Source organism: Nitrospirota bacterium (assembly GCA_040752355.1).
In the GTDB taxonomy this organism is placed as follows: domain Bacteria; phylum Nitrospirota; class Thermodesulfovibrionia; order Thermodesulfovibrionales; family Dissulfurispiraceae; genus JBFMCP01.
Window position 1 is genome coordinate 17,886 of record JBFMHE010000014.1, and the last position, 26,921, is coordinate 44,806.

The 26,921-nt window shown below is 59.2% G+C and carries 30 protein-coding genes; 15 read left to right on the plus strand and 15 right to left on the minus strand.

Annotated elements, in window-relative coordinates:
* Positions 1–58 precede the first annotated feature (58 nt).
* The 8 genes from AB1805_10905 to AB1805_10940 all read left to right on the plus strand — a co-directional run bounded on the left by AB1805_10905 (position 59) and on the right by AB1805_10940 (position 10,500).
* Positions 59–619 (plus strand): transposase, encoded by a 561-nt coding sequence (locus AB1805_10905; GenBank protein ID MEW5745929.1) that lies wholly within the window; start codon positions 59–61, stop codon positions 617–619.
* A 313-nt stretch (positions 620–932) separates the two neighbouring features.
* Positions 933–1,688, plus strand: coding sequence for a tRNA1(Val) (adenine(37)-N6)-methyltransferase (locus AB1805_10910; GenBank protein MEW5745930.1), 756 nt, complete (start codon positions 933–935; stop codon positions 1,686–1,688).
* A 68-nt stretch (positions 1,689–1,756) separates the two neighbouring features.
* A complete protein-coding gene (locus AB1805_10915; GenBank protein ID MEW5745931.1) occupies positions 1,757–2,731 on the plus strand; it encodes an ABC transporter permease in 975 nt (324 codons plus the stop codon).
* Positions 2,732–3,568, plus strand: coding sequence for an oligopeptide ABC transporter permease (gene opp4C / locus AB1805_10920; GenBank protein ID MEW5745932.1), 837 nt, complete (start codon positions 2,732–2,734; stop codon positions 3,566–3,568).
* A gap of 88 nt (positions 3,569–3,656) precedes the next feature.
* Positions 3,657–6,503, plus strand: coding sequence for a bifunctional [glutamate--ammonia ligase]-adenylyl-L-tyrosine phosphorylase/[glutamate--ammonia-ligase] adenylyltransferase (gene glnE, locus AB1805_10925; GenBank protein MEW5745933.1), 2,847 nt, complete (start codon positions 3,657–3,659; stop codon positions 6,501–6,503).
* A 54-nt stretch (positions 6,504–6,557) separates the two neighbouring features.
* Positions 6,558–8,150 carry a methyl-accepting chemotaxis protein gene (locus tag AB1805_10930; protein ID MEW5745934.1) on the plus strand — a complete coding sequence of 531 codons (1,593 nt, stop codon included), beginning with the start codon at positions 6,558–6,560 and terminating at the stop codon, positions 8,148–8,150.
* Positions 8,151–8,253: 103 nt separating this feature from the next.
* Positions 8,254–8,778, plus strand: a complete 525-nt coding sequence (locus AB1805_10935) for a chemotaxis protein CheW (protein ID MEW5745935.1) — start codon at positions 8,254–8,256, stop codon at positions 8,776–8,778.
* A gap of 84 nt (positions 8,779–8,862) precedes the next feature.
* On the plus strand, positions 8,863–10,500 hold the full coding sequence (locus AB1805_10940) for a HAMP domain-containing methyl-accepting chemotaxis protein (protein ID MEW5745936.1): 1,638 nt from the start codon (positions 8,863–8,865) through the stop codon (positions 10,498–10,500).
* A gap of 131 nt (positions 10,501–10,631) precedes the next feature.
* On the opposite strand, the gene glnA is transcribed toward AB1805_10940, so the two are convergent.
* The 11 genes from glnA to nifB all read right to left on the minus strand — a co-directional run bounded on the left by glnA (position 10,632) and on the right by nifB (position 19,958).
* Positions 10,632–12,044: a type I glutamate--ammonia ligase gene (glnA, locus tag AB1805_10945; protein MEW5745937.1), complete on the minus strand. Its 1,413-nt coding sequence runs from the start codon at positions 12,042–12,044 to the stop codon at positions 10,632–10,634.
* 117 nt (positions 12,045–12,161) lie between these two features.
* The gene (locus AB1805_10950) at positions 12,162–12,500 is read right to left on the minus strand and encodes a P-II family nitrogen regulator (GenBank protein ID MEW5745938.1); all 339 of its coding nucleotides are present in this window, start codon (positions 12,498–12,500) and stop codon (positions 12,162–12,164) included.
* Between the two features lie 89 nt (positions 12,501–12,589).
* Positions 12,590–13,282, minus strand: coding sequence for a type 1 glutamine amidotransferase (locus tag AB1805_10955; protein MEW5745939.1), 693 nt, complete (start codon positions 13,280–13,282; stop codon positions 12,590–12,592).
* Between the two features lie 281 nt (positions 13,283–13,563).
* Positions 13,564–14,337 carry a hypothetical protein gene (locus tag AB1805_10960; GenBank protein MEW5745940.1) on the minus strand — a complete coding sequence of 258 codons (774 nt, stop codon included), beginning with the start codon at positions 14,335–14,337 and terminating at the stop codon, positions 13,564–13,566.
* 73 nt (positions 14,338–14,410) lie between these two features.
* On the minus strand, positions 14,411–14,596 hold the full coding sequence (locus tag AB1805_10965) for a helix-turn-helix domain-containing protein (protein MEW5745941.1): 186 nt from the start codon (positions 14,594–14,596) through the stop codon (positions 14,411–14,413).
* Between the two features lie 45 nt (positions 14,597–14,641).
* The gene (locus AB1805_10970; protein ID MEW5745942.1) at positions 14,642–14,980 is read right to left on the minus strand and encodes a P-II family nitrogen regulator; all 339 of its coding nucleotides are present in this window, start codon (positions 14,978–14,980) and stop codon (positions 14,642–14,644) included.
* Positions 14,981–14,993: 13 nt separating this feature from the next.
* Positions 14,994–16,283: an ammonium transporter gene (locus AB1805_10975; protein MEW5745943.1), complete on the minus strand. Its 1,290-nt coding sequence runs from the start codon at positions 16,281–16,283 to the stop codon at positions 14,994–14,996.
* A 385-nt stretch (positions 16,284–16,668) separates the two neighbouring features.
* Positions 16,669–17,397: an ATP-binding cassette domain-containing protein gene (locus AB1805_10980; protein ID MEW5745944.1), complete on the minus strand. Its 729-nt coding sequence runs from the start codon at positions 17,395–17,397 to the stop codon at positions 16,669–16,671.
* Positions 17,397–18,062 (minus strand): molybdate ABC transporter permease subunit, encoded by a 666-nt coding sequence (modB, locus tag AB1805_10985; GenBank protein ID MEW5745945.1) that lies wholly within the window; start codon positions 18,060–18,062, stop codon positions 17,397–17,399. The genes AB1805_10980 and modB overlap by 1 nt, the downstream gene beginning before the upstream one ends.
* A 218-nt stretch (positions 18,063–18,280) precedes the next feature.
* Complete coding sequence (gene modA, locus AB1805_10990; protein MEW5745946.1) at positions 18,281–19,060, minus strand: molybdate ABC transporter substrate-binding protein; 780 nt, start codon at positions 19,058–19,060, stop codon at positions 18,281–18,283.
* A gap of 4 nt (positions 19,061–19,064) precedes the next feature.
* Positions 19,065–19,958: a nitrogenase cofactor biosynthesis protein NifB gene (gene nifB, locus AB1805_10995; protein ID MEW5745947.1), complete on the minus strand. Its 894-nt coding sequence runs from the start codon at positions 19,956–19,958 to the stop codon at positions 19,065–19,067.
* 244 nt (positions 19,959–20,202) lie between these two features.
* On the opposite strand from nifB, the gene AB1805_11000 reads away from it, so the two are divergent.
* From AB1805_11000 to AB1805_11010, 3 genes are read left to right on the plus strand one after another with little or no spacing between them, the layout of a single operon-like run.
* The gene (locus AB1805_11000) at positions 20,203–20,430 is read left to right on the plus strand and encodes a CDGSH iron-sulfur domain-containing protein (protein MEW5745948.1); all 228 of its coding nucleotides are present in this window, start codon (positions 20,203–20,205) and stop codon (positions 20,428–20,430) included.
* Between the two features lie 33 nt (positions 20,431–20,463).
* On the plus strand, positions 20,464–21,735 hold the full coding sequence (locus AB1805_11005; GenBank protein ID MEW5745949.1) for an endonuclease Q family protein: 1,272 nt from the start codon (positions 20,464–20,466) through the stop codon (positions 21,733–21,735).
* 11 nt (positions 21,736–21,746) lie between these two features.
* Positions 21,747–22,013 (plus strand): 3'-5' exonuclease, encoded by a 267-nt coding sequence (locus AB1805_11010; GenBank protein MEW5745950.1) that lies wholly within the window; start codon positions 21,747–21,749, stop codon positions 22,011–22,013.
* Here the strand turns inward: AB1805_11010 and AB1805_11015 are convergent.
* Both AB1805_11015 and AB1805_11020 read right to left on the minus strand, forming a co-directional pair.
* Positions 22,010–22,432 (minus strand): DUF86 domain-containing protein, encoded by a 423-nt coding sequence (locus AB1805_11015; protein MEW5745951.1) that lies wholly within the window; start codon positions 22,430–22,432, stop codon positions 22,010–22,012. The two genes, AB1805_11010 and AB1805_11015, sit on opposite strands and share 4 nt — an antisense overlap.
* Positions 22,422–22,796 (minus strand): nucleotidyltransferase domain-containing protein, encoded by a 375-nt coding sequence (locus AB1805_11020; GenBank protein ID MEW5745952.1) that lies wholly within the window; start codon positions 22,794–22,796, stop codon positions 22,422–22,424. The genes AB1805_11015 and AB1805_11020 overlap by 11 nt, the downstream gene beginning before the upstream one ends.
* 104 nt (positions 22,797–22,900) lie before the next feature.
* On the opposite strand from AB1805_11020, the gene AB1805_11025 reads away from it, so the two are divergent.
* From AB1805_11025 to AB1805_11035, 3 genes are all read left to right on the plus strand, one after another.
* Positions 22,901–23,341 (plus strand): CGGC domain-containing protein, encoded by a 441-nt coding sequence (locus tag AB1805_11025; GenBank protein ID MEW5745953.1) that lies wholly within the window; start codon positions 22,901–22,903, stop codon positions 23,339–23,341.
* Between the two features lie 68 nt (positions 23,342–23,409).
* The gene (locus AB1805_11030; protein MEW5745954.1) at positions 23,410–23,844 is read left to right on the plus strand and encodes a cupin domain-containing protein; all 435 of its coding nucleotides are present in this window, start codon (positions 23,410–23,412) and stop codon (positions 23,842–23,844) included.
* Between the two features lie 16 nt (positions 23,845–23,860).
* The gene (locus AB1805_11035) at positions 23,861–24,382 is read left to right on the plus strand and encodes a GNAT family N-acetyltransferase (protein ID MEW5745955.1); all 522 of its coding nucleotides are present in this window, start codon (positions 23,861–23,863) and stop codon (positions 24,380–24,382) included.
* A gap of 131 nt (positions 24,383–24,513) precedes the next feature.
* Here the strand turns inward: AB1805_11035 and AB1805_11040 are convergent, their stop codons facing one another.
* Positions 24,514–24,723, minus strand: a complete 210-nt coding sequence (locus AB1805_11040; protein ID MEW5745956.1) for an RNA-binding S4 domain-containing protein — start codon at positions 24,721–24,723, stop codon at positions 24,514–24,516.
* A 160-nt stretch (positions 24,724–24,883) separates the two neighbouring features.
* Between AB1805_11040 and AB1805_11045 the strand changes: the two genes are divergently transcribed.
* The gene (locus tag AB1805_11045; GenBank protein MEW5745957.1) at positions 24,884–25,279 is read left to right on the plus strand and encodes a hypothetical protein; all 396 of its coding nucleotides are present in this window, start codon (positions 24,884–24,886) and stop codon (positions 25,277–25,279) included.
* Between the two features lie 41 nt (positions 25,280–25,320).
* Here the strand turns inward: AB1805_11045 and AB1805_11050 are convergent, their stop codons facing one another.
* Positions 25,321–26,883: a phospholipase D-like domain-containing protein gene (locus tag AB1805_11050; protein MEW5745958.1), complete on the minus strand. Its 1,563-nt coding sequence runs from the start codon at positions 26,881–26,883 to the stop codon at positions 25,321–25,323.
* Positions 26,884–26,921 lie beyond the last annotated feature (38 nt).

Sequence of the window (26,921 nt, forward strand, 5' to 3'; positions counted from 1 at the left end):
GTAATTTCCTTCGATCCGGAGCAGAAGGAATTTTTTGCACACGAGCAAAGGATTTACCGTGAAATATGATCCTGATACGCGCCGGCGCCGCTCTGTTCGGCTGCAAGGATATGATTACAGCCGGGAAGGGGCGTATTTCGTGACGATATGTATACAAGACCGCGCCTGTCTGTTGGGCGAGGTAATAGACGGCAGGATGCAGTTGAATGATGCCGGTCAAATGGTCACAAGATGGTGGAATGAATCGGCAAATAAATTCCCGACAATTGAATCCGGCGGATATATTATTATGCCCAATCATATACACAGCATCATCGTTATCGTAGGGGCAGCCCTGTGTGGCTGCCCGGAAACAAATAAACAACCGGAAACAGGGCAACCACACAGGGTTGCCCCTACATTGGGTAATATCATTGATTGGTTTAAAACTATGACGACGAACGAATATATTCGCGGGGCCAGGACGCATGGATGGCAACCGTTCAACGGCAAATTATGGCAACGGAATTATTATGAGCACATCATACGCAACAATGACGAATTGAACCGGATACGGGAATACATTATCAATAACCCCTCGCGATGGGCGGAGGATGAAAACAACCCGGCAAACATATAACGATAGGAAGATGCAACGAAAGGGCCAGCAGAATGTGTGATATGGTATCATATTTTTCAATGAGATTAGGTGGCTTGGCGGATAGGGTCAAATCTATTCGGGCGTGTCGTCTAAGGTGATGCTATGAGTGAACAAGCGATAATAGAAACCGTGCTGAGCTTTTATCCGGCGGTGCAGGCGATTTATCTTTTTGGCACCTATCTGACCCCTGATGAGCACAGACTCCAGCGGGCGGTGAGGTTCTGCAATCGCACCGCGAGATACTCGACTCCGACAGAGCTGTACCGCCAGCCCGATGACCACCCACGATTTTTTGCGCGACATTAAGATCTACCAGAACAAGGGCGGTTACCGCTTCTCCGTCGATGCGCTTCTCGTCTATTCGTTTATCACGCTGCCGCGCGTCAAGACGATCGCGGACCTCGGCGCGGGTTCGGGCATTATAGGGCTGCTCCTTGCGCGGAAGTATCCCGAGGCGGGCGTCACCCTGATCGAGCTGCAGGAGAGCCTTGTCCGGCTCGCCGAGAGGAATGTGGCGGCCAATGGCCTCCGGGACAGGGTAACGGTCGTCAACGCGGATATCACGCACATAACGGCCCCAAGCATTCCCTCCGCTCCCGGGCCGCCGCTCCGTTGCGGCGAGTACGACCTCGTGGTCTCGAATCCTCCGTACCGGAGGGCCCGGTCGGGAAAGCTGAGCATCGATGACGAGCGGGCCATTGCACGTCACGAGCTCAAGGTATCGCTGCCCGAGCTCGTGCGGGCAGCATCGGCCCTGCTCAGGCACCATGGCCGGTTCTGCGTCATCCATCTTCCGGAGCGGCTGGCGGAGATCGTCCACATAATGAAAGGTTACGGAATCGAGCCGAAGCGTCTGAGGCTTGTTCACTCGACCCTCGGCTCGGAGGCGAAGATGGTGCTCGTCGAGGCGGTGAAGGGCGCGCGGTCGGGATTGAAAGTGGAGCCCCCGCTCATAATCTATGAAGATGACGGGAGCTATTCTGAAGAGATGAAGATGCTCTATAATGCCGGGGAGCCGGCAGCCGGCGATGCCGGAGCCGATAGCTGAGAGCTGATTGCCGACGGCTGAAGGCTCGATTTTAGCGTTGGAACCCGGTAATTTGATATAGTAGAAGTATGACTGTATATATTCTGAAACGTCTCCTCCTGATGATACCCCTTATCTTCGGGATAACCCTCATCAGTTTTACCGTGATCCACCTCGCGCCGGGCGGACCGGTCGAGGTCGAGACCGAAATGTCGATGAAGGCGTCGGCCCAGGCCCGGGAGAACCTGAAAAAACTCTACGGGCTCGACAAGCCGCTCCACATCCAGTACCTCGACTGGCTCAAGAGGTTTGTACGCCTCGACTTCGGGACCTCGTTCGTCGATGGGAAGAAGGTGCTGGATAAGATAACGGAGCGTATTCCTGTCACCCTGACCATCAATATCCTTTCGCTCCTCCTTATCATGACCATAGCGATCCCGATCGGGGTCCTGTCGGCGACACGGCAGTACTCGCTCTTCGACAAGCTGACGACCGTCTTCGTTTTCCTGGGGTTCTCGACGCCGACGTTCTGGCTGGCGCTCATCATGATGATCATCTTCGGCGTTACGCTCGGGATACTCCCGATTTCAGGGATACAGAGTATCGATGTGTCGGGTATGGGACGGCTCGACCGGCTCCTCGACTGGGCGAAGCATCTGGTGCTCCCGGTCACCCTCGCCGCCTTCGGCGGCATTGCCGGGTTCAGCAGGTTCAGCCGGTCGAGCATGCTCGAGGTGATACGGCAGGACTACATCAGGACAGCACGGGCAAAGGGGCTGAAAGAGTCGACCGTCATTATCCAGCATGCACTGCGCAATGCGCTCCTGCCGATCGTGACGATCCTCGGCCTTGCCGTGCCCGGGCTCATCGGCGGGGCGGTGATCTTCGAGTCGATCTTCTCGATACCCGGGATGGGGCAGCTCTTCTACCAGTCGACGATGGCCCGGGATTATCCGACGATCATGGGGATACTGGTCATCGGCGCGATACTGACGCTCATCGGCAACCTCCTTGCCGATATCTCGTATGCGCTGGTCGATCCGAGAATCCGGGTGAGGAAGTAGATGGTCGCGATTATCTGGAGGAGGTTCAGGAAAAACGCGCTGGCGGTGGCCGGCCTCGCGATCATTCTCTGCCTCGCGGGAGTCGCCCTGCTCGCGCCGCTCGTCGCTCCCTACCAACCGACGGCGATCAATGTGTACAATGTGCTCTCGCCGCCGAGTGCGACGCACCCCTTCGGGACCGATGAGCTCGGAAGGGATGTCCTCTCGCGGATGATATGGGGGAGCCGCATATCGCTCACCGTGGGGTTTGTTGCGGTCGGCATCGCGATAACCATCGGGACGATTGTCGGCGCCGTCGCCGGTTTCTACGGAGGGAGAGTAGACGCCGTCCTGATGCGCTTTGTCGATATCATGCTCGCCTTCCCGACCTTCTTCCTGATCCTCGCGGTGATCGCGATCGTCGAGCAGAGTATCACTACCATCATGATCATTATCGGGGTGACCGGCTGGATGGACGTTGCCCGTCTCGTGAGGGCAGAGTTCCTCTCGCTGAAAGAGCGGGACTTCGTCGCTGCTGCGCGCGCCATCGGCGCGGGAGACCGCCGCATCATCTTCAGGCACGTGATACCGAACGCCCTCTCCCCGGTCTTCGTCGCCGCCACCTTCGGTATAGCGGGAGCGATCCTTACGGAGTCGGCGCTCTCCTTTCTCGGCCTCGGCGTGGTGCCTCCTGACCCGAGCTGGGGGAATATACTCACCGCGGGCAAGGACAATATCACCGTCGCCTGGTGGCTCTCGCTCTTTCCCGGACTCGCCATCCTCGTGACCGTGCTGAGCTACAATCTCGTGGGCGAGGGGCTGCGGGACGCCCTGGACCCCCGGCTCTGGAGCGAGTAGGAACGCCTGCAGCTCATAGTGCTCCTTCGTGGAAAAGAGGGGGACCGAATGAGTATTATAGTAGTCCATGAGCCGTGAGCTGCCAGCTATGAGCTACTCGATCCCCGACCCCGAACGGGCCTCCCATAACGTCGAAACCTTTCTCGCCGAAAATCCCGGTTTCGCCGGGCGCCTTCAGGAAAAGAGGAACGAAGTCTCTCTTCTCTTCTCCTGCAGCCAGTTCCTTGCGACCCACGCCACCCGTCGCCCCGAGGCGCTCTTTCACGCGCTCGACAACCTCGGTATGTCCTTCGCCGTGGAGGAGCTCGGCAGGGAGCTGCGGGCCCTCTTGAGCTCCTGCGCCTCCCTTGCCGAAGGGATGGCGGTGGTGCGCCGCTTCAGAAAGGACAAATTCATCGTCATTACCCTGAAGGATCTCCTCCGGAAGGCGGACCTCCAGGAGATCATGCTCGATATAAGCACCCTCGCCGATGCCATAGTGGACGAGTCGCTCCGCTTTGTTGAGACAACGCTCCGGCAGCGCTACGGCGACCCGGCCGATAACGCGGTAGCCGTCATAGGACTCGGCAAACTGGGCGCCCAGGAGCTCAACTACAGCTCCGATATCGATATCATCTTCGTATATCGCGCAGAGGGCGAGACCGGCGGCGTTGCAGGGATGCAGGGCGTCACCATGAACCGCATCACCGCCTTCGAGTACTACACCAAGCTCGTCGAAGAGATGACGCGGTTCCTCTCCGCCAATACCGAGGACGGTTTTGCGTACCGGGTAGACCTCAGGCTGAGGCCGCAGGGACAGCGCGGCAGCCTGGCGCTTTCCCTCAGGGGGTACGAGGAGTATTACGAATCATGGGGACAGCTCTGGGAGCGGGCGGCGCTCCTGCGGGCGCGGGCGGTGGCGGGAGACGCTGCGCTCGGCAGAGAGTTCCTCGCCCTGATCGAGCCCTTCGTCTTCCGGAAGTATCTCGATTTCCAGGCCATCGACGAGATACGGCGCATGAAGTCCCAGGTCGAGCAGATCAAGCCCGGCGCTGTGAGCAGGGATATAAAACGGGGATACGGCGGCATACGGGAGATCGAATTCTTCATGCAGGTCTTCCAGCTCATCTATGGCGGCCGGGAACCGCTCCTGCGGGAGCGGAGTACGGTGAAGACGCTGCATAGCCTGACGCAGAAGGGCATGATAGGGTATGAGGACTTCCAGCACCTCTCGGAAAACTACCTCTATCTCAGGACCCTCGAGCACCGGCTCCAGCAGCTGAACGACCTCCAGACCCAGTCGCTCCCTGCCGGAGAGCGCGAGCTCGATATCCTGGGGAGGAAGATGGGGTTCAGCGAGGGAAAGGCTTTCCTCGCCGCGCTCGACCAGCGCCGGCGCAAGGTGCGGGCGATCTACGACTCCCTCCTCGAGGTCCGTCCCGATGATAAGAAGCAGCGGGACCGGGAAGGGAGCGGAGACAATCTGTTCAGCAGGGCCTTCTGGGATGACGAACTGCCTCTCGAGACGCTGCTCGACGATGCGCTCACGGCAGCGGGCGTCAGGAACAAGCAGCGGAGCGTGCACTACCTGAACAAGATCAGGAACACGATTCACTCCTTTCAGACGATACGGGGCAGGCGGCTGCTGGAAGAGATCGTTCCGCAGTTCGTCGAGGCTGCGCTCAAGGGGCCCGACCCCGATCTCGCCCTGCTGCAGTTGGTCGACTTCGCCGCGCTCATCGCTACCAACGAATCGTACCTCGAGGCAGTCAGCGGAAGACGGGAGATCGTCGAGACGCTCACCTTCATCTTCTCACACAGCGAGTACCTCTCCAGGATTTTTATGAGCAACCCCCGCTATATCGGCTCGCTCTTCGAGGGAGAGGTCCGGGGCAAGGGGCTGCGGCAGCGCGAGGCCGAGCTGCTCTCGCTCGCCGAGCGGTACGGCGAAGCGACGGCGATACGCCTCTTCAGAAGGCTCGAGGAGATACGCCTCGGCATCCTCTTCCTCAACAGGGATATAAGTGTCCGGACGCTCATGCACGGGCTGAGCAACAACGCCGAGCTGATCATGAAGCTCCTGCTTGCGCAGCGGGGCCCTTCCCCCGGGGAGGGAGCGGCGGGGGGGCGGAGCGGTACGGCGGCCCCTCTGGGGGTTATCGGGTTCGGCAAGCTGGGCGGCAGAGAGATGACCTTCAGTTCCGACCTCGACCTCATCTTCGTCTCCCCCGGTGACCCGCCTGAAGCGGTGGTCCGCGCTGCCGAGCGGCTGGTGCGGGTCGTGACCTCCTATACGAAGGACGGGAGCGCTTATGCGGTCGATACGCGTCTCAGGCCGGACGGCAGCAAGGGTCCCCTCGTGAGATCCCTCGGGGCAATGGCGGATTATTATCGACGGGATGCACAGCCGTGGGAGCTTCAGGCCCTGCTAAAGGGGAGGCCCGTTTCCGGCGATATATATATAGCCAGGGGGGTCATGGCATTGAGGCATTCCGTCTTGCTGGAGAGAGGAAGGGACGTATCGTTTGCAGATATCAGGAGAATGAGAGAGCGCATTCTCAAGGAGCTCTCGAAGGAGTCCCCCGGCAGCTACGACATCAAGCTCGGCGCGGGCGGTCTTGAAGAACTGGAGTTCATCGTTCAATATCTGCAGCTCAGCCATTGCAGGGCCATGCCCTTCCTCCTCGTCCAGGGAACGCTCCCGGCCATTGCGCGCCTGAGCAGGGCCGGCGTGGTGGCCCCCGAGACTGCGGGAAAACTCAGAGAGATATATCTCTTCTATCGCGGGCTCGAGACCGTTCTGCGGCTGCGGAACGAGACGGTCCTGCGAGAGGGGAGCGGCACCGTGAAGACGCTATGCGCTACGCTGGGGCTGAATGAGGAGAGCATCCTGCAGGCGCTCAAGGAGAGCAAGGAATGGGTGTCCGGGCGGTGGAGGGAGCTCGGCCGTTCATGAGCGGGAGCATAGCGCATCGCGGCGGGAGAGATCGGGGAATCACAGGAGGGATTGATGAGCGTCAAACGGCTTCTGATACTGGTGGGTGCAGTGAATGCCGCTGTCCTGGGGATCATCCTTGCGCTGTTCATCGGCCACAACAGCAGCGCGCACAAGCGGCTCGAGAAGATGATCGATGTCGATCAGGCGCTGCTCCTCAATCTGAACGAAATGCATATCGACGGCATCCAGACGGAGCAGGCGACGCGCAATGTGCTGATCAATCCGAATGATGAGAAGGCGAAGGAGAACTATAGGAAGGCCCATGAGGAATTCATAAAGGCGAATGACGGAGCGATCGGGCTGGCCGAGGGGAAGATGCAGGAACAGCTCAAGGCGATCCGTACCGCCTGGGATGGAGCGCATACCCTGAAGACCGAGGTCCAGGAGCTCGCAGTGGCGGGAAGGAAGGAGGAAGCGGTCAGTGTGCTGGTCCAGAAGGAGACGCCCAAGTGGAGGGATATCAAGGCAGCCATCGTGCAGCTGAGCAAAGACCAGAAGGCGACCTTCAAGAGGAGCGAGGAGGAAGCGGCCCGGGCCGACCGGCGGGGAACGGCGCTGCTCGTCACCGTCATTGTGCTCTCGCTTTTAGGATTCACGGCGTTTCTCTTCATCATCAATAAGACCATGCAGAGGAATATGGCGCAGGCCCTGGAGTGCTTCACCGCGCTCGAGCGCGGTGAGCTGAAAGCGGAGAACAGGATCGAGGACGACAGGAACTTCCTCAAGGATATCTACAATAAGATCCTGTCGGCCCTGCGGGATACCATCGTGCGCATCACCTCGGTCGCGCAGAACGTGAAGCAGGACGCCGATGTGCTGATGGAAAAGGTGGACGCCATCGACTCGGGCTCCAAGGAGCAGCTCTCGCAGGTCGACCACATCGCCTCGGCAACCTCCGAGATGTCGCAGACGATCATCGATGTGGCGAAGAACGCCTCGTATGCGTCGGAGGGCGCAAAGGAGGCGACCGGCATAGCGCAGAAAGGAAAGGACACGGTCAAGAAGGCCGTCGATGCCATGATCGGCATCGCTGAATCCGTAAAGCAGTCGTCGCGGACGATCGAGGACCTGGGCGCCAGCTCCAAGGAGATAGGCGAGATCGTGGCGGTCATCAACGATATAGCGGACCAGACGAACCTCCTCGCCCTGAACGCGGCGATCGAGGCTGCCAGGGCAGGGGAGCAGGGCAGGGGCTTTGCCGTGGTCGCCGATGAGGTCAGAAAGCTCGCCGAACGCACCTCGAAGGCTACCGGGGAGATTGCCGACAAGATCAACGCGATTCAGGCACAGTCCCAGGCCTCGGTCGAGGCGATGGGGAAGTGCACGACGGATGCGGAGGGCGGCGTCAGCCTCGCTGAAGAGGCGCTCCGGGCGCTCGATGAGATCGTCGGCTCTACCCAGAAGGCGATGGACATGATCCAGAGGATCGCGGCAGCGACCGAGGAGCAGTCGTCGGCTTCCGAGGAGATCGCCCAGAACATGGAGCGGATAACGGAACTCGTCAACACGACGGGAAGGATGATCGAAGAGGCCCGGCATATCATGGGACGGCTCCACACGCAGGAGCGGGAGCTGAACCAGAGCATAGGCTGGTTCAGGGTGTAACGATTAACCTCTAAACGAATGCAGCAGAGCTCTCCGAACGCCGGCCGGCGATTGCTATGATCGGGGGCGGGCCTGCGGGACGCGAGGGACGGGGAGGTGGCGTATGAGTGCAGTCATAGAGTCGTCCGGATCGAGAGGTGAGCTGAAGGGCGCAGCAGGAGACGATATCCTGCAGCTCGTGACGTTCACCCTGGGGAACGAGGACTACGCGGTGGATATCCTGAAGGTGCAGGAGATCAACCGTATGAAAGAGATCACCCGTGTTCCGAACTCTCCGCCGTATGTCGAGGGAGTCATCAACCTGCGGGGGAAGGTCATTCCCGTCGTCAATCTCAGGGCGAAGTTCGGTCTTCCGCAGAAGGACAGCGACGAGCAGGCGCGCATCATGATTATGGACATCCAGGGGATCACCATGGGCCTGGTGGTCGATGCCGTCTCGGAGGTGCTGAGAATTCCCGCTTCGACGGTCGAGCCGACCCCGCCGATGGCATCCCACATCAGCTCGGAGTTCATCAGGGGCATCGCGAAGCTCGACGAGCGCCTTATCATTCTTCTCGATATGGACCGCTTGCTGGGCAGGGCCGAAGGCACTGCAATGATTGAATCATCGGCAAGGGCGATAGAGTGAGAGGGCGGCGCGCTCATAAGGGAATCCTGCAGGTGAGGCTCTCGAGACGATTGAGAGGTGAATAAAGGCAAGAGGGAAATAAACATGAAACTTGCAGAGTGGACGATTGCCAGGAAGCTGAATATCTCGGTCGGCTTAATCGTATTGGTAGTGGTACTCACTACGGGGTTCTCTCTGTATGTGATTAAGGAGATGCGGGAGTTCCGGGATGATATTGCGGGGCATAGGGCCATTCAGAAAGAGACTGCAATAGGTAAGGATTTGCAGCTCGAGGTTGCAAATGTCTGGCAGTTTATCACCGATGCCTCATTGACCAAAGATAAGAAGGTTATTGATGAGGAGGCAAAGCCTGCCCTGGATGCCGCATACAAACATATTGACGCACTCATAACTATGAATAGGGATGATCCGGAGCACCTCAAAAGGCTTGAGGCGCTGAAAGACGATTTGCCCACAATGTGGGAGACCGGCAACAGGATGTTCAATGCATATCTTGCAGACTGGGCAAAAGGCAATGGAGTCATGGACGAGTACGATAAGATTTGTGATAAGGTCATCAGGGATGTGGCGGCGGTGATTAATAAAAATGAGAGCGACAGCGAGAGGGCGGTTAAGGAGATGGTGCAGATGACCACGGCTGCAATGGGGACCACCACGATGGCCGCTCTGGTGATAGGGGGTACGGGGGGGCTCCTCGCACTCTTCATGCTGATAATGAAGCGTTCTATAGCGAAACCGCTCTCTGACCTGACCGGAAAGGTCAATGATATGGCCAACGGAGATCTGAGAACGGCTATAGAGTACCACAGCAAGGACGAGATAGGCGTGCTCTCCCGGGATATGAATAAGATGATCCAGTCCTTCAACACGATTATCAACAGCATACTCACCGGCGCAAACAACGTGGTAGCCATTGTAGATGTCCTGAGGTCGAGGGCAGAGAAGACCGCAGGGAGTGCAAAAGACCAGTCGGGCCAGGCGAGCCAGATTGCCGCGGCGGCAGAGGAGATGAGCCAGACTATTACCGATATCGCCAAGAATGCATCGGCAGCATCGGAGACCTCCTCCGAGGCGATGCAGACCGCGGCGAGAGGCAAAGAGATAGCAGACGGCGCGGTGAGCACGGTAAACAAGGTCTACACCTCCACGGTAGAGCTCGCCGCAGTGGTAGAGAAATTGAACAGCAGGGCGGGTGAGATCGGGGATATAGTCACCGTGATCAAGGATATTGCGGACCAGACCAACCTGCTGGCATTGAATGCCGCCATAGAGGCTGCCAGGGCAGGGGAGCAGGGCAGGGGGTTTGCCGTCGTCGCCGATGAGGTGCGCAAGCTCGCCGAGCGGACGATCAAAGCTACCGCAGAGATATCCGATAAGATAGAGGCGGTGCAGAAAGAATCGGAGCAGACCGCGAAATCCATGGGCGAGGCGTCAGAGGGTGTTGCTCACATAACTGAGTATGTTAGGGAGGCAGGTGACTCTCTGAACAGTATCGTAGGAGCGGTGCAGAAGGTCCGCGACCAGATCACCCAGATCGCCACCGCAGTGGACGAGCAATCGGCGGCATCGGAAGAGGTGGCCGGCAGTATAGAGAAGACCTCGGCTCTCTCAAAGGAGATGGAGAGGATGTCCGATGATGTCATGCACGAGGTCAACGGTCTCGCCACGATCGCCGGGGAGCTGAGAAACGCCACTGCGGGATTCAAGACCAAAGGAAGTTGAGGATATGTCAGACCAGATCGTGAGCCTCCTTGACGGTGTCAAGAGAGTGCAGGCAACGTAACGACCGAATTGCTTATACATGAGAGGACATAACCGTCGGTTATGTCCTCTCATGCCTCGCACAGCTTCTTTTAGATATCGAAGTAGAGGAAGAACTCGTAGGGATGCGGCCGCAGCCTGAGCTGATCGACCTCTCTCGTCCTCTTGTAGGCGATCCAGGTATCGATCGCGTCCTGGGTGAAGACGTTGCCCTTCAGCAGGTATTCGTGATCCTCCTCCAGGTGGCTGAGCGCTTCCTCGAGGCTGCCCGGCATGGTCGGCACCGAGGCGAGCTCCTCGGGGCCGAGCTCGTAGATGTCCTTGTCGAGCGGATCGCCCGGATGGATCTTGTTCTCGATGCCGTCGAGCCCCGCCATCATCATCGCTGCGAAGGCGAGATAGGTATTGCACGACGGGTCGGGGAACCGGACCTCGACTCTCTTCGCCTTCGGACTCGCCGAATAGGTGGGGATCCTGATCGAAGCGGAGCGGTTCCGTGCGGAGTACGCGAGGTTGACCGGCGCCTCGAAGCCCGGGGTCAGCCGCTTGTAGGAGTTCGTGGTCGGGTTCGTGAGCGCCGCAAGGGACTTTGCGTGTTTCAGGACGCCGCCGATGTAGTAGAGCGCCATCTCGCTCAGCCCTGCGTAGCCGTTGCCGGCGAAGAGGGGCTTGCCGTTCTTCCAGAGGCTCTGGTGGACATGCATGCCCGACCCGTTATCCCCGAAGAGCGGCTTCGGCATGAAGGTGACGGTCTTGCCGTGCCTCCGGGCGACGTTCTTGATGATGTATTTGAAGAGCATGTTCTTGTCGGCCATCTTCACGAGCGAGTCGAACCGCATGTCGATCTCGGCCTGGCCCGCGGTGGCGACTTCGTGGTGCTCCCGCTCTACGTAGATGCCGCACTTCAGCATCTCCATTACCATCTCGGTCCTGAGGTTCACCTGGCTGTCGGTGGGCGGCACCGGGAAGTAGCCCTCCTTGTGGCGCGGCTTGTAGGCGAGATTGGGCTTCTCATCGCGGCCCGAATTCCAGATGCCCTCGACGGAGTCGATGAAGTAGTAGCCGCTGTGGGCGTTCTGGTCGAACATGACATCATCGAAGATGAAGAATTCTGCCTCGGGGCCGAAGTAGGCGGTGTCGCCGATGCCGGTGGATTTGAGATACGCCTCGGCCTTCTGCGCAATGTAGCGGGGATCCCTCGTGTAAAACTCCTTGGTGATAGGATCGACGATGTTGCAGACGAGGCTGATCGTCGGATATTCCATGAAGGGGTCCATGAAGGCGGTCGCCGCATCGGGAATGATCAGCATGTCCGACGTGTTGATCGCCTGCCATCCCCTGATCGAAGAGCCGTCGAAGCCGAGGCCTTCTTCGAACACCGCCTCGGTCAGTTCGGAAATGGGTACCGCAAAGTGCTGCCAGATGCCGGGGAAATCGAGAAACTTGAAATTCGCCATGACGGCCTTGTTCTCCTGGGCCATCTTGAGTACGTCCTTCGGTGTCATACCTTTCCTCCTTGAAAATGGTGTTGTGCGTTTGTCGCGTCCATCGCGTCCATCGCGTTTATAGCGTTTATAGCGTTATAGCGTAAAGGACGATCTCCTCAACGCTATAGACGGTCGTCAGACTGCCGATTCTCCGCGCTCGCCGGTTCGTATCCGGACGACATCCTCGATGGTGTAGACGAAGATCTTGCCGTCGCCGATCTTGCCGGTCTTCGCGGACTTCTCGATGGAGCTCACCACTTTAGGCGTCAGCTCGTCGGAAGTGACGACCTCGATCTTTATCTTGGGGATGAAATCGACGACATATTCCGCTCCTCTATAGAGCTCCGTATGCCCCTTCTGCCTCCCGAAGCCCTTCACCTCGGTCACGGTCATGCCCTGGATGCCGAGCTCGTTCAGGGCGTCCTTCACCTCATCGAGCTTGAAGGGCTTGATGATCGCTTCTATTTTTTTCATGTCTCACCTCCTCATTACTGCGCGTTGTGCGTTTATAGCATTCATCGCGCTTATTGCGGTACGCTATAACGCGACGGACGCTATAAACGCTACTGAAAGAACGCCTCGTAAAACTGCCTCGCCCTGCCGCTGTATACCTCGTAGGCCTTTTCCGTGGAATCCCGTATCGCGGCGAGATCGACCGCTTCGTCTTTGAGCCAGTCATAGATCATCTCTTTCGTCACTTCGATATGGAACTGGAAGGCGTACGCCCGTGCGCCGTACCTGAAGGCCTGGTTCGGGAAGAGCGCCGAGCCGGCGAGCCGGACCGCGCCTGCGGGGATATCGAAGGTCTCGCCGTGCCAGTGAAACACCTTGAACCTCTTCCAGAGGTCCCCTGCCTGCGGATGGGTCGCGAGCCTTCTCATGAGGGGGTCGCGGAGGCCGCCTTCGGCGAGCTCGATATCGTACCAGCCGATCTCCTTTTCTTTACCCTTATACACGGGTGCGCCGAGCGCCTTCGCCATGATCTGCGCGCCGAGGCAGATGCCGAGCACAGGCTTGCCCCGGACGGCAAAGTCCCGCGCCAGCGCCATCTCTTCCTTGATATAGGGATAACGGTCGTCCTCGTTCACGCTCATGGGGCCGCCCATCATGACGAGGCTGTCATACCGTTCCCCGGAAGAGAGGTCCTCTCCCTCCGACAAATCGACGGTCGTGTAGGGGATCGCCTTCGCCCTGAGGAAGGCCTCGATGGTTCCGGGGCCCTCGATCGATATGTTCTTGCAGATCAGGACAGACATACGGGAAGGAGTTTGCAAGCGCCATACCAGGATCGGGGCCTTTGAAAGTAAATCATTTTTTATGAAAGATCATCGCTGTCTGCCGTCTTTTTGGGCAGGCAGTGCTTAAAAAAGAGGCATAGTCGCCGGGATCGCCTCCCAGAGTAATAAGAAAATGCAGCTCCCGTGCTTCTACGGGAGCTGCATTGGGCGGGGGGAAAGGGCGGCTCTCGATTGCGCTGTCGCCCTTTAGGGCGGGGGTTATCTTGGGCTGATCAAGCCTTTCATCTTATAAGGAGCTCTTAGAAGCTTACGGTCAGGTTTATGCCTCCGTAGACAATATCCCTCTTTCCGTCATTGCTGAAGCCACTGATCGCGCTTTTGGCATCGTTGCTCAGCGGGAACGAGTAGGCTATCTTCGGGGTGATCACAACGGATTTGTAAACAGGGATATTCAGTGACGTGGACACCTCTCCGTTGTAGAAGTTGCTGAAGTCGTTGCCGTCGCTGTCGAAGCCCATCACTTTATTGTTGATGTTGTAGCTCGCCGCAGCGCCGAGGTTGAGGGTCATCTTCGCGAGGGTAAAGGAGTGGCTCAGCGAGGCGATGATGAACGTGCCGTCGCCCTCGTCATAGTCGTAGTAGATCGTGATGGCTGGCTTCAGCAGGGTGTCGTAGCTGGCCGAGAGGTATACCTCCTGGGTATCGTTGGCGCCCTCGAGGGCATAATAGATATACCCGGCGCCGAGAGTCAGCTTGCCTATGGGGCGGCTGTAGCTCAGGGTGATATCGGTTTCGGTCACCTCTCCGTGTCCGGTCTCGTCGCCGCTGGTTGCCTCGGCCCGATCGCTGTCGTAATTGGACCAGAGATTGGCGCCGAAGCTGCCGTAGGTGATGCCGACCGACGGCTGTACGACCCAGCTGTTGCTCAGCTTCTGGCCTCTCCATACATAATTGCTCATGATATCCGCCGAAGCGTACCCTCCCACCTTCGTCTCCTCGGCATACGCCGTAACCGCCGCCAGCACCATTACCACTGCCAGAACCGCCACTTTGAGCCTTCCTGGTACTTTCATCGCTTCCTCCAACGTGTATGAATTCTTCCGGCGGGCAACGCCCGCCGTCTCTCTTTTCCCCCGCAAGAACTCTTTACCCATCCGGTCCTTCCGGACGGTTCTCCTTCCTGATACCGTATTTCTTGACCTTATAGCCGATCATCCGCTCCGTTATGCCGAGCATCCGGGCCGCCTTCGCCAGTACCCAGTCGCTCTCCCGGAGCGCAGCGAGGATCTCCTCTTTTTCCATTTCCTTTACTCTGTCCCGCAGCGAGCTCATGGCGTATTCCCTCTGCGAGACAATGCCAGAACCATGCCAGGAGGGTTAGATCGCTGCCTCGCCGCGTTCTCCCGTGCGGATCCTTACCACCTCCTCGAGAGACGAGACGAAGATCTTGCCGTCGCCGATTTTGCCGGTCTTTGCGATTCTCTCTATCGTGGCGATCGCTTTGTCGAGGAGCGCGTCCGCGACGACGACGACGATGGCTACCTTGGGAACGAAGGCGATGTCGTACTCGGCGCCGCGGTAGAGCTCGACATGGCCCTTCTGCCTGCCGAAGCCCTTCACCTCGGCCACCGTCATCCCCTGGATGCCGATGCCGTTGAGGGCGTCTTTCACTTCATCGAGCTTGAACGGTTTGATGATCGCTTCTATCTTCTTCATGGTATCTCTCCTCCTACTTCGTGTCCGGGGCATAGATGCTCCCGCCGTGTCCTAAAGCCGCTGCGCTTTCTTTGCCCTTTCCGGGCTCGTGGTGGAGCGAGCCGCCGACATGCTGCTGGAGGTTGTACGCTCGTTCTCCGTGCTCGCTTTCGTCGAGGCCGGTGACCTCGCTTTCAGCGTCGACCCTGATGCCCACGAGGGCCTTGATGACCATGAAGATAATGAAGGTCACCACCCCGGTATAGACGACCGTAACGCCCGCGGCGATGAGCTGCGTTATCAGCTGCCCCGGGTTGCCGTACAGCAGTCCCCTGCCGAGCTCATTGACCGCAGGGTCCGCAAACACTCCCGTCAGAATGGCACCGAGCGTGCCGGCAACACCGTGAATGCCGAAGGCATCGAGCGTATCGTCATAGCCGAGCCGGGGCTTCATCACCGCCACCGAGAAGAACGACACCACCCCCGCAGCAGCCCCGATGATGAGCGCCCCCGTGATGTTGACGAACCCCGCAGCAGGGGTGATCGCCACCAGGCCGGCCACCGCCCCCGAGGCGAGCCCCAGCACCGTGGGCTTCTTCGAGTGCAGCCACTCCACGAGCATCCAGGCCACTGCCGCAATGGCCGTTGCCGTATTGGTGTTGATGAAGGCCGCCCCTGCAAGGCCGCTTGCGCCCAATGCAGAGCCTGCATTGAACCCGAACCAGCCGAACCACAGCAGCCCTGCGCCGGTCACCACCAGGGTCAGGTTGTTGGGAATGAGGGAGGCCTCGCGCCGTCTGCCCAGCACCAGGGCCCCGACGAGCGCGGCAACGCCCGCATTGATATGAACGACCGTGCCCCCGGCGAAGTCGAGGGCCCCCAGCTTCGCCAGGAACCCGCCGCCCCATACCCAGTGGGCCACCGGCACATAGCAGAGCGTCATCCAGAGTATGGAGAAGAGGACCCAGGCCGAGAACTTCATCCGCTCGATATAGGCGCCGCTCGCCAGGGCGACGGTGATCGCCGCAAAGGTGAGCTGGTAGACAATGAAGATGTTCTCGGGAATGGTCTTGGCGAGGTCGTTGATGCTGCCGGCAGTGACGCCCCTGAGCATCACCTTGGCGCTGTCGCCGATAAAGCCGCCTATGTCGCCGCTGAAAGAGAAGCTGAAGCCGTAGAGGACCCACAGGACGCTGACGATGCAGAAGGTGACGAAGGACATGGCGATGGTGTTGAGGGTGTCCTTGCGCTTTGAGAGTCCGCCATAGAAGAGGGCGAGACCGGGGATGGTCATGAGCATGACGAGGGCCGTGGCCACGATCATCCAGGCGGTATCGCCGGTGTCGATCTTCGGGGCTGCTGCGGGAGCCGGGGCGGGCTGCTCAGCCGCAGGGGCCGCCACAGCTGCAGGATCGGCCGGGGCCGTCTCTGCCCCCGCCAACCCCGTAACCCCCATCACCGCCACCATCACTGCCGTAAATAATAACCGTTTCATACAATTCCTCCTTTCTTTTTATGTAAGAGTGCCTTGATGTCGTACGTTTTGATCGTGCCGCCGATCATGCGCTCTTGTTCCATGAGCGGGGAGGTGCGAAAACCGTGCCAGCGGTAAGGTGATTGTTTTGCCGTGGAATACTCCTCTTATGGGTGCTACAAAATTGTCAGCAGCCACCAAATTGTAGGACAGCCGATGCCGGGGAGAGGGCGCTCTACGGGGAGGGCGCCGGACTGCAGGAGGCAACGAGGGCGGCGACCCCGGGGTCGGCAGGGTTGGCCATTACGGCAGCGGGAGCGCCGGCCTGGGCGACCCTGCCGTTCGTGTAGACGATCATCGTGTCGGCAAGAAAGGCGGCCTCGGCCAGGTCGTGCGTTACGAGGACAACAGGAAGATCGAAGTCGCGCCGTATCTCTTTCAGGAGCATGCGCATCTCCATCCGCAGGGGAGTGTCGAGGGCGGAGAACGGCTCATCCAGGAGGAGCACCGGCGGCCTCCGGATGAGCGCCCGGGCGAAGGCGACGCGCTGCTTCTGCCCTCCCGAGATCTCGGCAGGATACTTATGCTCCAGACCGTTCAGGCGAAAGGTGTCCACCAGTGCGCCGACCTCCTCTCTCCGTTTATGCCGTCCGGTCCCGTTAAGGCCATAAGCGATATTCTCGCTGACCGTCATGTGGGGGAAGAGCGCGAGGTCCTGGAAGACGTATCCCAGCGCCCGGCGGTTGGGCGGGACATTGATGCGTGCGCCGCTGTCGAAGAGAACACAGTCGTCGACCTGTACCCTCCCCTCGTCCGGTGTCATGAGCCCTGCGATCATCTGGAGGGTCATCGACTTCCCCGCCCCTGAATAGCCGAAGAGGACCGCGAGCTCGTTGCCGATCTCCCAGGCCGCTTCGAGCGTGAACCCCTTCACCGCTTTCTTGAGCCGCACCGCTAATCCCATCAGACGATCCTCCGCGAATAGCGGTTGGCAAGATAGAGGAAGAGCGCCGACATGAGCGTGAGGAGCAGTACCATGCCATGAGCCGTGGACCATTCGCCGCTCCCTGCGAGAGCGTAGATGGCGATCGGCATCGTATCCGTCCTCCCCGGCAGGTTTCCCGCGAGCATGAGGGTGGCGCCGAACTCTCCCAGGGCACGCGCAAAGGAGAGCACCGCACCCGCAACGATCCCCCGCTTGGCGAGAGGGAGGATCACCTTGAGCGCGGTCTCGAGCTCCGAATGCCCCAGGGTGCAGGAGGCATTGATGAGGTTCTTGTCCACTGACTCGATCGCTGCTCGTGCTGTCTTGATCATCAGCGGCAGCGCAACGACGAAGGAGGCGAGCACCGCCGCGTACCAGGTAAACATGACGGTCCAGCCGGTCCATTCATGAAGGGGCCTGCCGATGGCGCCGTTTCTTCCGAAAAGGATGACGAGGTAATAGCCGGTGACGGTCGGCGGCAGGACGAGCGGGAGCGTAAAGAGGATGTCGATCAGCTCTTTACCCCTGAACTCCCGCCGCGCAAGGAAGTAGGCAACGGCAGTACCGATGACCACGATGAAGACGGTGGCCACCGCCGCTACCTGCAAAGAGAGCCTCATCGAAAAGAGGATCGAGTTATCCATAGTAATCGTTATCGTTCCCTATACACGTTGATAGAGGAGGGGTGAGCCGTTCCGGAGGCTTTACCTGCGACACCGCAGAAGATTTTCATACTGCCCATCGTGATCGTGACGAGGATTGCGTTTCAGGTGAACGCTTCCTGCTCCCCGCTGAATACGGTATCTCGTCGCATTGTAAAGCCTCCGGAACGGCTCACCCCTCCTCATTCCGTCAGACGCTCTTAATTCTTACTCATCGTAAACCCGTATTTCTCGAGTATCCTCTTCCCTTCCGGCGAGGTTACTGCATCGATGAACGCTCTCGCCGGTCTTTCATTTTTAGTTCCTCTCACGACGGCAAGGGGATAGAGAACGGGCTTATGGCTCTGCGCGGGAGCGGTTGCGATGCCCCTGACTTCTTTCGGCCTGGTCATGGCATCCGTCGCATAGACAACCCCTGCATCCACTTCGCCGCGCGCCACGTAATCGAGCACCTGGCGCACGTTCCCGGCGAGGACGAGCTTGTCTTCTACTGCGTCGAATATCCTGTAGTACCGGAATACTTCTTCGGCATATCGCCCGACCGGCGCGGTCTTCGGGTTGCCTATCGCTATCCTCTTGACGCCTTTTGTCGCGAGGTCTTCAAAAGATCGTATCGATGCCGTCGCAGCAGCGGGCACCACGAGCACCACGGCGTTCGCCGCGAAATCGGTCCTCGATGACCGGATGACGAGCCCCTTCCGGTCCAGCGCATCCATATCGCCCGGCGCTGCCGAGGCGAAGACATCGACCGGAGCGCCGGCTTCGATCTGCCGGACCAGATCGCCGGAGGGGCCGAAATTGAAGGCCACCCTGGTCCTTTTATACTTCGCCTCGTACCGTTTGCCGATTTCCTCGAAGGCGCTCTTCAGGCTGAGCGCCGCGGAAACGGTAATCTCCCGCGCCGGTTCGGCGGAAGCCGGCGGCAGGGAGAGCATACTGCCCGCTAAAAAGACCAGGGCCGGAAGCAGTACCGTCCTCATGATCTTATCCGACCGTGTCGCAGTAGTCTTCGCCGAGCCTCGCGTGGAGCGTCTCGAGCTCCATATCGCCGTCCTGGCCGAGGATGCCGCAGGCGTCGGCCCTGCACTGCTTGCAGTGGCTCATCTGGGACAGGTAGCCGCCGCACTCGGTGCGCTTCGCGTGTATCGTCTCGCGCGAAGGGCGTCCGAGCCCGGTGAATTCTGCCTGGGGGATGAGAGGGATAATGTTCATGATATCGGCGCCCTTCGCGCCTGCTTCCCGGGCGATGAGGGGAAGCTCTCCATCGTTGATCCCGGGTATCATGACGCTGTTCACCTTCACCATCAGCCCCGCTTCAGCGGCCTCGCCGAGCCCTCTCCATTGATTGTCGAGCAGCAGCGCGGCCGCCTCCCTCCCGGTAGAGCGCCGCCCCCGACAGGAGACCCATGAGTATATTTTTTCAGCGGTCTCGGGCAGCACCGCATTGATAGTAACGGTGACGCTCCTGACCCCCGACCGCAGCAGCGCATCGAGCTTATCCGGGAGCGCGAGCCCGTTGGTCGAGACGCAGAGGATGAGGTCGGGGAATGCGCGGTGAATGGCGCTCATCGTCTCGAAGGTCGCCTCGTTGGCGAGAGGGTCCCCCGGGCCCGCGATGCCGATGACGCTGATGCGGCCGCTCCGTTCAACGACCGCCTCTGCCCGCTCCAGCGCCTCGGCAGGAGAGAGGACGGTACTGGTGATGCCCGGCCGCGATTCATTGGCGCAGTCGTACTTCCTTATGCAGTACCGGCACTGGATGTTGCATGCCGGCGCCACCGGGAGATGTATCCTGCCGAACGTGCGGTGCGCCTCCTCGGAAAAACAGGGGTGATCGGCGGCGATCTTCTTTTTCCTGGGCATCGTTACGGGAATCATGGATCCTTCCTCCCCCGTCCGCTTTCGCAGCACGGTTGTTTTTTACCGTGCTGGTAGCAAGGGCGGTGCCAGGGGAGGATATGACTGAAAATACAGCATGCTCCTGCGCAGCCGGAGATGCGGACATGGACAAAAAAGGAGCAAAACTGCCAAAAGTGTAGCAGGCGTGAGGCGCTGATCGAGCATGCCCTCTGCCGATGTGGTAGGATGCAGAGGAACAGCATAAGGGAAAGGAGGCTGATCGATGAGCGCGTATTTCCCGATCGTGAAGGAGCTGGGGCCGGGCACGTACCGGTGGTGCGCCTGCGGCAAGACCGGTACGGAACCGTTCTGCGATGATTCGCATGGAGAGGCGGACAGGGGGCCGGTGGAGCTGAAGCTGAGAGAGCGGAAGAAGGTGGCCTTCTGCACCTGCCGGAAGACGAGGAACGCTCCCTACTGCGACGGCACCCACGTACACCTCAAGGAGTGAGCTGAAAGCGGCGGCAGCATGGTATAATTGCGGATGCGGTTTATCGCCGACCTCCACATCCATTCGAAATACTCACGGGCCACCAGCAGCGACATGTCTCCCGAAAGCCTCTGGAAGTGGGCGCAGCTCAAGGGGATCGGGGTCATGGGCACCGGCGACATCACCCATCCCGCGTGGTTCAGGGAGCTGAACGAAAAGCTCGAGTCCGCGGGCAACGGGCTCTTCCGGCTCCGCAGGGAGTTCCGCACCGGCGATGTCCCCGCGTCATGCAGGGCGGAAGTAGGGTTCATCCTCTCCGCCGAGATCAGCTGCATTTACAAGAAAGGGGAACGGACGCGGAAGGTACACTCCATCCTGTTCCTCCCTGACTTCCCCGCCGCGGCCCGGCTGAGCATCGAGCTCTCGAAGATCGGGAACCTCAATGCCGACGGGAGGCCGATCCTGGGGCTGGATGCAAAGGAGCTCCTGAAGATCCTCATGGAGGTATCGCCCGAGGCGATGCTCGTCCCTGCTCATGTATGGACGCCCCACTTTTCGGTCTTCGGCGCAGAGTCGGGGTTCGACTCCCTCGAAGAGTGCTTCGAGGAGCTGACTCCCCATATCCACGCGATCGAGACCGGGCTCTCCTCCGATCCCCCGATGAACTGGCGGCTCTCGGCCCTCGACCGCATCACGCTCATCTCGAACTCCGACGCCCATTCGCCGGCCAAGATCGGCCGCGAGGCGAATATCCTCGATACCGAGCTCTCCTATAAGGGGATCATGGAGGCGCTGAAGACGAAGCAAGGGTTTACGGGCACCATCGAATTCTTCCCCGAGGAGGGGAAGTACCATTACGACGGCCACCGGCTCTGCGGGGTGAGCCTCGATCCGAAAGAGACGAAACGCCACAACTATCTCTGCCCGGTCTGCGGTAAACGGGTGACGGTGGGAGTGATGCACCGCATGGAGCTGCTGGCTGACCGTGCCGAGGGCTCGAGGCCCGGGAGCGCGCCGGGGTATCGTTCCATCATCCCCCTGCCCGAGGTGCTCGCTGAGGCGTTGAAGGTCGGGGTCAGCAGCAAGGCCGTGATGAAGGGATATCTCCGCCTGCTGGAGCAGCTCGGCAGCGAGTTTACCATTCTCATGGATACGCCGCTCGACGAGATAGGCCGGGCGAGCAACGCCCTGATCAGGGAGGCGGTGGCCCGGGTGCGCGCCGGGAAGGTGCATATCGCGCCGGGCTACGACGGCGAGTTCGGTAAGGTAAAGATATTCGAGGCTGTCGAGCGGAAGGCGATCAAAGGGCAGGCGATGCTCTTCTGAGGGAGCGGGAGATGACGGGCTCTTCGATTCTCCGACTTACCCTGAGAGAGGACGACGGTGATATCGAGGAGGAGCGCAGGCTCCTCTTCGTGGGCACGACGAGGGCGAAGGATGAGCTCTTCCTGCTCCCTGCGCGGAACAGGTTTCTCTGCGGCCAGCGGCGGGCGCCGCTGCTATCGCCATTCCTCGGGGAGCTCCCGGAGCCGCTCGTGCAGACCATGGTGATCCCGGATAGGGCAACGAAACAGAACAAAGAGCGGCAGATCGGGCTTTTCTAATGAGCGTGCAGGTACGTTCGTATTTCCTTGATAAAGGTCCTGAAATCTTTTAGTCTCTTCCTGTAAACCGCGTAGGTTACCGAATGCTCAACATCCTCGTACCCATGAATGAGGATATTCCTGAAGCGGGCCATTGCTTTGAAGGTATCGGTATGCTCTTTCGCTATGATCCGGTTTCCCGCAAGAATGTCGAAGCATTCCGCATAGGTTTCGGGCTCGTTCAGATCGAGCGCGCTGACGAGGTGCTTGCAGATATCCACCATCTGCTCAATCGAGAGCTGGATGTTCCTTTCAATGAACCTCCGGGCTACGGTATTTCCACTGAACTCCTCCAGGGTGGCGACGTTCACAAGACGCAGCTCCCTGATGTGCTCTTCTATGCGCCTGAGCTTTTTTTCGATCAGCTTTTTATCGATCATAAGCGCTCATGCCCGAAACATAATTGTACTCGTCATAGTCTGCTATGGTTTTCTCCCTGAATTTCCGATAGGCAGTTTCGTCGTTGATGGTAAGGGCGACCCTATGCTTCATCACGTGGTGCCTGAGGAAGGCCGATGCAGTGTTGAGGACAACGACATCGACATCCTTTCCGGCCATCTCGGAGAGCGCAGTGATGAAGCGGAGCAGGTCCATACCCTCCGGCGGCTTATAAAAACAGATCGCTATGTCGATATCGCTGTTTTTCCGGAGCACACCTGCTGCAGCCGAACCGAACAGGTGGGCAAAAGCCACATTGGGATCGTTTGCCAGAAAGTCTTTGAGCTTTCGGGTTAATTCTTTCACGGTTGTGCCCTCACGGCTTTTTAAGATTATAGCACAGACCCTGCATAGACATTCACTCATGAAAAGATTATCATATCCCTAAGAAACCGACCCGGGAGGAAGCAGTGGCACGCATCGGGATTCTTACCTGTTCCAACGCGACGCAGGAGCTGGGATGCTCCTCGGTGAGCTGCCTCGCTGACCTGCGGAAGCGAAAGGGGTCGTTTGCCGGGTATCCTCCCGAAGAGCCGCTCGATCTTGTCGGCATCATCAACTGTCCCGGCTGTCCCACCCTTACGGGAGCCGATAAGCTGCTGCAGCGGATCAGGGCGCTCACCGAGTTCAGGATCAACGCGATCCATTTCTCCAACTGCGTGAAAGCGCTCTGCCCGTTCAAAGAGAAGTACAGGGCGGTGCTCGATGCAGCCTCCCCTGATATCGAGATCGTTATCGGGACGCACCAGGAGCATATTACGCCGGAAGAGTTCAGGGCGCGGGTGAAAAAGATATTTGCCCGGCCGAGGATTACGATGGTGGATATGATCCTCAACCTGGATCAGCAGTAAGAGGACTCCATGGCCTGCAAAGATCATGAGCCTATCGCCTTCACAAGACATGCGGAAGTAAGGAGGCGGTGCCGAAAAGGGCTCACTTTGAGATGCTCATCGCATCGAATGTCAAGGCGAGGTACATGCCCTCACTTTCGATTACACCCTATCTAAAGAGGGAGAAGGCGGGAAGAGTAATGAGCTTTTTCAAGAAAGCAGATCTCGAGGCGACACGGGTCCGCGATGGAATCGTGCTCAGGGCAATCTCCGGCAATAAGACAATGATCACTTTCTTCGATTTCGAGCCAGGTGCGGTTATACCTGCCCACAAGCATCCGCATGAACAGATAACCTATGTCATTGAGGGCGAGATGGAGTTTACCGTTGAAGGGGAGGCAAGGGTTCTCAGGGCCGGCGAGGGTGTCGTAATTTACGCCGATCAGGAGCACAGTGGAAGGGTGCTGGACAAGGCGGCTAAAGCCGTAGATGCATGGTATCCGATCCGGGAAGACTATTTATAGGAGTAGCGAGACAGGCATGATCCGGGAATGTACAGAGAGCGACTTCGATAGCATGCATGACATCATCAACGATGCCGCGCAGGCATACAAGGGGATTATTCCCCCGGACTGCTGGGAGGAGCCGTATATGTCCAGGGAGCACCTCCGGGAGGAGATCGATGCCGGGGTTATCTTCTGGGGACATGAAGAGAACGGAACGCTCATCGGTGTGATGGGAATCCAGCACGTCAAGGATGTCACCCTCATCAGACACGCCTATGTCCGAACAATCGAAAGAAAGAGGGGGATAGGCGGCGGCCTCCTCGCGCATCTCCTCACTATGGCGGATCGGCCGGTGCTGATCGGCACCTGGGCTGCTGCTCTCTGGGCAATCCGTTTTTACGAGAAGCATGGCTTCCGGCTCGTCACTACGGAAGAAAAGGAACGGCTGCTCAGGGCGTACTGGTCGATTTCCGATCGCCAGATCGGGACCTCGGTGGTGCTCGCCGGACAGAAATGGTTCGAGCGGTCCGGAGGAGCCCCTCGCGTTTATTCCTGATCGGGAGCGTGGGTATCGGAGGTTTCGGCGGAGGCATAAACGCGCTGCTGTCATTACGATTGAGTTATCATCATTGACTTGGATTTTAAAGGCAGCAGTTCGGAGTGATACGTGGAAAGCTCCGGAACGGGTTAGATAACTGTTATCTTATTGCCGTCGAGCTCGACAATGTCACCTTTGCGGGCTTTGTAACGCTTGCGCAGCTCGACGGCGCCGTTCACCGTGACGCGGCCTTCGGCGATCAGTGCTTTCGCCATGCCGCCGCTCTCGCAGAGTCCGGTGACCTTCAGCAGGTTGTGCAGCTCGATAAACTCATGGTCTCCGAGGGGAAACTCCTTCATTACCGTCTCCTGAGCTCTCGAAGGGGTCCGTACCGTCTGCCGGGCTCGGATGATCCTTCGTATCCGTTCTCAGCAGATTATAGCATGCCCGGCGGGAATGTTTGACAGCTGCCGGGAAAGGAGATACGCTTGAATTAAAGAGGGCTGCGGGAGGTGTCCCGTGTTCATTTCCGATTTGATCATCGCGCTCCTGATCGCTATCGCCGTCACGTTCGTCTTCGCGGTGGTGTTCAGGAGGGTGGGCCCCTGGTTCAGCGTGATCGTCTTCTTTTTCGTTATATTTTTCGCAGCATGGGCCGGCGGCATATGGCTCCCTCCTGCGGGACCGTCGCTATGGGGGATTTACTGGGTCCCCTTTCTCGTCGTCGCCCTGATCTTCGCCTTTCTCCTCGCCGCTACGGCGCCGGCACTGCCCAAGCGGGAGGGGAGGGAGTCCCCGACGCCCGACACCGAGAAGGAAAAGCAGGCGGCAGCGGTCTTCGGGATATTCTTCTGGATCCTCATGGTCGCCCTCGGCGTCACGATCATCGCCCGCTATATTACGCGATTCCTCTGAGCCTCTTTCCTTTCGACTCGCTGCGCGTTACGCATAACGCATTACGGCCTTTTACTTCCCGCTGCAGTCTCCCGCCTGCCCGAGAGCCACTGCTTCAGCAGGGTGATGCCCCCGGCAAACAGCGAGCTGCTCTCGGAGGATATCATTTCATAGAGGTCCTCCTCGATGAGAGTCCGCTCGGGATCGAACAGGGGAACGTCCGGCTTGATCGTCTTCAGCCACTGCTTCTCATCGAAGACCGAGTCCATGGTGTGGTGCCTAAGACGGCTCTCCGGGTCCGCGGCAAGCGCGTCGAGAAACCCGACGAGGTCTTTCTGCCGGCCAATGATGCCGGCGCTCATGCCGGTGAGCTCCGCGAGGAGGCTGAACCGGACGCGGCGGATCGAGCGTATGAGATCGTACTCTGCAAGCGACTCCGCCTCCCAGGACACGTTCAGCTCGACATCGAGCCCCAGACTGCGGTTTGTGGTGTTCGCCGAGCCGACGGTGAGGAAGCGGTCGTCGATGATGAGCAGCTTGGAATGGATGTAGGTCGGCCTCCCCCGGCTGCCGCCCGGTTCCGATAGCGAATAATAGATGCCCAGGGAGTGCCCTGTCTCGAGGGCGGTCTTCTCGAGGGAGCGGAGGATGCGCGCCTGTGCCACGCCGACGGCGATCTCCTCGAGAACGTCTTGCGGCCGCCTGGGGAGAAGGATAACGATCTGGAGCTTCGGCCGGGTTGTGCCGGACATCCTGGCGACGAGCGCTCTATAAACGGCGCAGGAGCTGAGATACTGGTTTTCTATATAGATAAGGTGTTCTGCCGCCGCTATCGCATCGATGAACAGCTGTTTTATTTCGGTGATCGAATGGTTCAGCCTCGAAAAGGTGGCGGCCTGGGTGCGGCTGAGCGCTACCGTCTGTTTCGGGATCGGCAGTCCGTACTCAAGCCCGACGATCGGTATATCGTCCGTACCGGGGGCGCCGGGAAGGGTCAGCTGATCGCTGGTCGCAAGCTGCCAGCGCGTCCTGAAGAGCCGCTCGATGCGCAGGGCGATCGGGCCCCGATGATAGGTCTGGATCTCATGGTAGGGGCCGTAGGCCGCCCCGTCGGGATTGATCCTGTGGGGGTCGTCGGCACGGTGCAGCCTGGTGTCCCAGCGGCCCGCACAGATGTCCATGCCGCCGATGAAGGCGACGGAGCCGTCGATGACGACAAACTTCTGGTGCTGGCTCGCCCCGACGGGGTGGGTGCCTTCGAAACGGAAACGGATCCGCTCGCTGGTGGTCCAGTTGAAGATCCACTCCTGGAGCCACTCGCGCTCGAGCATGAAGATGAAGCTGAAGTCCCAGGCGAGAATATAGATCTCGAGCTCCGGGTTCCGCTCGCACAGATCGTTCAGGAACTCGATGAAGCGGGTGTCGCCGTCGGCCTCGTCGGCATCCTCCCCGCGCAGCAGCATCGCTTCGCTGTCGAACTGCCAGCCGGAGATGAGGATATAGCGCCGCGCCGCGCGGGCAGCATGATAAAAGGCGCGGTAATAATCATGCCCGTCGACGAAGACGCCCGCTTCGGAGACCTCTTCGATGGTCCAGCAGTTTCGGTGGCTGAGTATCCGGTGCATCGTTCGTACTCCTTGAGCACGGATTCGTCAGAAGCAAC